Genomic DNA, 4,595 nt, shown 5'->3' with positions numbered 1-4,595 from the left:
GATTCTGTTGAAAAACTCGGTGTTGCAGCGGTAGTCGTGAGGTGATTCACTCTCGTCGAGAGGCGGAGACCGAAGCAGATGATGGGACCTCGGCAAGTCGAGCAGGGCGCCCTGTTCTACGAGTTCTCGCTCGATACCCACGTCCCCGCCGACCATCTGCTGCGCGGCATCGACCGCTTCGTTGACCTGTCGAACCTGCGCGCGCACCTGGAGTCGTTCTACAGCTCGACGGGCCGGCCCTCGGTCGACCCTGAGTTGATGATCCGCATGCTGCTCATCGGCTACTGCTTCGGCATCCGCTCCGAGCGCCGCCTGTGCGACGAGGTCCACCTCAACCTCGCTTATCGCTGGTTCTGCCGGCTCGGGCTCGACGGCCGGGTGCCGGACCATTCGACCTTCTCCAAGAACCGCCATGGCCGCTTCCGCGACAGCGACCTGCTGCGGCGCCTGTTCGAGACCGTGCTCGCCCGCTGCATCGCCGAGGGGCTCGTGGGCGGCGAGGGCTTCGCGGTCGACGCCAGCCTGATCAAGGCCGATGCCAATCGACAGAAGGGTGTCGAGGGTACGAACGGCCTGCCACCCGAGAGCGTCAGCCGCGCCGCCCGGGAGTACCTGGCTGTGCTCGACGACGCCGCGTTCGGGGCTGCGACGCCGGTCGTGCCCAAGCTCGTCTCCCCCGCCGACCCGGCTGCGCGCTGGACGGGGGCGGACGGTGGGCTGGCCTACTTCGCCTACGCGGCCAACTACCTGATCGACCTCGACCACGCGGTCATCGTGGACGTCGAGCCGACCACCGCGATCCGGCAGGCCGAGGTCACAGCCGCCAAGCGCATGATCGTGCGCTCGCGCGAGCGCTTCGACCTCTACCCGGCACGGCTCGCCGGCGACAGTGGTTATGGATCGGCCGCGATGCTGGGCTGGCTCGTCCACGAACAGGGCATCGAGCCGCACATCCCCGTCTTCGACAAGTCTGAGCGCCGGGACGGCACCTTCAGCCGATCAGCCTTCACCTACGACCCTAGCGCTGACGCCTACACCTGCCCGGCCGGCAAGCACCTGCGGCAACGTCAGAAGGTCTACAGGTCACCGCCTCCGCTCGTCGACGCAGACGGGATGCTGCGCTACCGCGCGAGCAAGCACGACTGCGATGCCTGCGCGCTGAAGCCACGATGCTGCCCCAACGCATCCGCCCGCAAGATCCCACGCTCAATCCACGAGGGCGCCCGGCAGATGGCGCGCGACATCTGCGCCTCGGAGGCGGGCCGTACCTCGCGGCGGGAGCGCAAGAAGGTCGAGATGCTGTTTGCCCACCTCAAGCGAATCCTGAAGCTGGATCGGCTTCGGTTGCGGGGGCCGGATGGAGCCCGGGACGAATTCCACCTCGCGGCCGCCGCCCAGAACCTACGGAAGCTGGCCAAGCTGATCCCGCTGGGGCAGCCGAGCCTAGCCTGATCGGCTGGGGGAGGCCCTCAGCCAACCCCCCATCAAACCTCGATCCAGGCCGACCGCGAGTTTTTCAACGAAATCCACCCGGAGCGGTCCTTCTGCGGGCGACCCACTCTGGCCGTACAGACCCGCATCACTGCGTCCCGAAAGCCGCCATTCGTCGGAAGTCCGCCAACGTCAGTTCGGGGTAGCAACCGGAGCGGAACCTTTCATCCGGAACCTGAACTTTCGCTCCCGATACATGGCGTCTACGCTCAGATTATCAGGCAGCTGCTGAAAGGAACCGAAACTCAGCTGCTTTTTAATTGACGCGCGGCCGAGCAGACTGACAATGCGTTGGAACAGTCGTGGGCCGCGGCTTGATCTAAATGACAGGGCCCCTCTATGATATGCCTGAACCGATGAAATGTCACTGACACCGCTCACTAATAGTGCAAAGATCGGCTCTTCAGGCGTAGCAGCATGGGCTCTTCAAGATGACCATTCGCCAAAAGAGTTCGATGTTGAGCCGGAGGGCAATTATTAAGGCCTTTCTGATTTGTCCGATAGGTTCGAAAGCTGCCGCTCAATCACAAAAGCGCCGTGTCGCTTGGGTTACTAGCAAGACGTCAATCGCCGACGCGTCGAGGACCGAACCCTTTCGCGCAGCGCTACGAGCAAAAGGTTGGATCGAGGGAGGCAATATAGATATCTTATGGGCGTTTGCTGGTGATAAGAATGACGACATAGATGCGGTGATCATGGAAGTCATAGCGCAGCGTGCAGATGTAATAGTAGCCGAAACGGCTGGAATAATTGTGAAATTGAAACAACTAAAATATGAATCTGCCATTGTTTCTTTGTCGGCCGGCAGCCTTGAAGGCGCAGATCTGATAGATAGCATTAATAGGCCCGGCCGAAATGTAACCGGCAGTCAAATGCTTTCGACAGATCTTATATACAAGAGAGCAGAGTTAATAAGGGAGTTGTTGCCCAGCGCAAGTACAATGGTGTTTATGGAGCCACTGACTGCGGCCGCATTGATGCAGAGATCTTATGTTGAAACCGCGGCGCTTGCCGCTGAGAAATACGGTTTGAAATTTGTAAAGATCTCGGTTCGAAATCCGGATGAGGTCGAAGAGTTGTATAAAAAGTTGTCGATTGATGCGTCGCAAGTCGTTCTTGTTCCATCTAATCCTCTTACAGTCAATAATGCTAAGAAAATTGTAAAATCATCAAATGATTATCGCGTGTTGTCGATTTACGAAGTTGCCTTATTCGTCAAGGTTGGCGGGCTGATATCATATGGACCTATTGGAGATAAATTTCCATTGATTGCTGCTGATTACGTCGATCGCATTCTGAAAGGGGTGCCGCCGAGCGATTTGCCGATCTACCAGTCTTCAGATTACGAAATGGTGCTTAATCTAAATACAGCGCGGGATATTGGAATACAGATATCACATAATATATTGGCCCGGGCCGCAGAAATCATCGAGTAATGTCTCGACGCTAAGACGGCGGCGCCGCTCTGACATGTTTGTGATTTCATTTTGCAAGATGCTATAACGGCGGCAGCTTCGGTGCGCGGCCGGTTGGAAGCGACTTGCTGCGCAACCTCCTGCCTAAGCCTCAAGTCTTATCTTCACTGAGTTGCCTGCTAACGCACGTTCACGAGTCTTCCAAAAAGATCGAGAGTGGGCTTAACGGCGACGGCTGCTTTATCGCTGAGCCGTCCAGAAGCGGACGGGCAGAAATCCACCCTTCTGAGACGTTCATCCAAACACTAGGCTGCGGCCGAAGCTGGCCGAAAGCGGAATGGCTGCTTTGGAAGAGGTCTGCCGGAAGAGCGGACGGCCTCCTAACGACCCAACCCAGCCGCCGGAAGCGGTGCCGGCGTTCCCCCGAAGCAGACGTTCGTCAGCCATCCGGCAACACCAGCTTGGGGTGGATCTCCGCCGGTCCACTGCCGGGCGACGATGCACGAAAGCGGACGTTTTCGGCGCGACCTGGGGCGAAGCCTGGTGCACAGGCCCCGCTCCACCGCCGATATTCGCAATCGCGCGATATACTCCGTGAGGGCTCCCGTCGCGCTGAAGACAGCACGGTTGTGCGCGGCCCTGCGCCCCTATGTCGGGAGCCGGGCGAAGCGAGCGGCGTGTTGCGCAGTCGCTCCGCCAGACCTCGTGCCGATCAGGCGGTCTGAAGCGCGCTCAGTTCCTGAAGGCCGCCGCCATCCGCATAAGCGAGGCGGAAGCTCGGGCGCGCCTTCCAGCGCTGCCAGAACTGGTCGAGCTGCTCGTAGCGCTCATCCAGCGGGGTCGCGACCGGACCAAACTTCGAGAACGCGATCGCCGTGCACAGCGTGATGTCGGCGAAGGTCGGGTGCGCGCCACCGAGCATCCAGTCCCGCCCATCCGACAGATGCCGGTCGACGAGGCTGGCATGGGAGAGCGCCTCCTTGCGGCAATGCTCGCCCCATTGCGGGTTGCTAGTTAGTTCCAGCTTCGGCCCAAGGCCCTGATGGAGCACGTGGAATAGCGTCGTGAGCCTGTACAGGATCTGCACCCAGATCCGGTCGTTCCACATCACGTCCTGTGCCTGCTCCAATGCGCCTTCGCCCAGAATTTTGCGGCCCGGGAAGCTCTCGTCGAGGTAGCGCGCGATCGCGACGCTCTCGGCTAGATAACCACCGCCCGGCAGCTCAAGAGTCGGGGTCTCGCCCCAGGGATTGCGCTTGAGATGTTGCCAACCGCGCTGCTCGCCGCCCGGAGCCATGTCGAGCACACGCTCCTCGACATGCTGCGCGATACCCTTCTCGTGCATGAGCAGGCGCACCCGCTGTGGGTTCGGGAAGGCTGACGGCGAGGTGTAGAGGGTAAGCTTGTCCATGATTCCTCAGCAGAGCGGGCTTTCGATGTCGCCACAGGTAGGGTTGGTCCCGAGCGGCAACAGAGGGACGTAGACGTTGGCTTCGTGCCTGCTTCTACCTTGCGCCGAGGGTACCGGAGGTCCAGCGAACGACCGCTCTGGAGAACCGCAAACGACTTTTCCAGCGGCTGGCTTGGGTCGCGAGCGGGCACGGAGGCGATGTCCACTTCAATCAATCACTGCCCGAGAGCGAATTTTCGCAAAACCACCCTGAGCGGCCGTCCTGCTTCCGACCCAAC

3 protein-coding genes are annotated in these 4,595 nt (G+C 60.2%); 2 read left to right on the top strand and 1 reads right to left on the bottom strand.

The window, feature by feature from the left end:
• The first annotated feature begins 78 nt into the window (after window positions 1-78).
• Both ACTJK8_RS32110 and ACTJK8_RS32105 read left to right on the top strand, forming a co-directional pair.
• The gene (locus tag ACTJK8_RS32110) at window positions 79-1,452 is read left to right on the top strand and encodes a transposase (RefSeq protein ID WP_440762471.1); all 1,374 of its coding nucleotides are present in this window, start codon (window positions 79-81) and stop codon (window positions 1,450-1,452) included.
• A gap of 470 nt (window positions 1,453-1,922) precedes the next feature.
• Entirely contained in the window at window positions 1,923-2,927 is a 1,005-nt protein-coding gene (locus ACTJK8_RS32105) for an ABC transporter substrate-binding protein (protein WP_440763187.1), read from the top strand.
• Between the two features lie 691 nt (window positions 2,928-3,618).
• Here ACTJK8_RS32105 and ACTJK8_RS32100 read toward each other — a convergent pair.
• A complete protein-coding gene (locus ACTJK8_RS32100) occupies window positions 3,619-4,317 on the bottom strand; it encodes a glutathione S-transferase family protein (protein WP_012329789.1) in 699 nt (232 codons plus the stop codon).
• Window positions 4,318-4,595: the final 278 nt, after the last annotated feature.

Source organism: Methylobacterium sp. 22177 (genome assembly GCF_052045615.1).
Classification (GTDB): Bacteria; Pseudomonadota; Alphaproteobacteria; order Rhizobiales; family Beijerinckiaceae; genus Methylobacterium; species Methylobacterium radiotolerans.
This window is presented reverse-complemented; position numbering and strand designations above follow the sequence as displayed.

Excerpts from the sequence above, each read along its gene's own strand:
- ACTJK8_RS32100 (WP_012329789.1), bottom strand. The coding sequence starts at position 4,317 with ATGGACAAGCTTACCCTCTACACCTCGCCGTCAGCCTTCCCGAACCCA.
- ACTJK8_RS32110 (WP_440762471.1), top strand. The coding sequence starts at position 79 with ATGATGGGACCTCGGCAAGTCGAGCAGGGCGCCCTGTTCTACGAGTTC.
- ACTJK8_RS32105 (WP_440763187.1), top strand. The coding sequence starts at position 1,923 with ATGACCATTCGCCAAAAGAGTTCGATGTTGAGCCGGAGGGCAATTATT.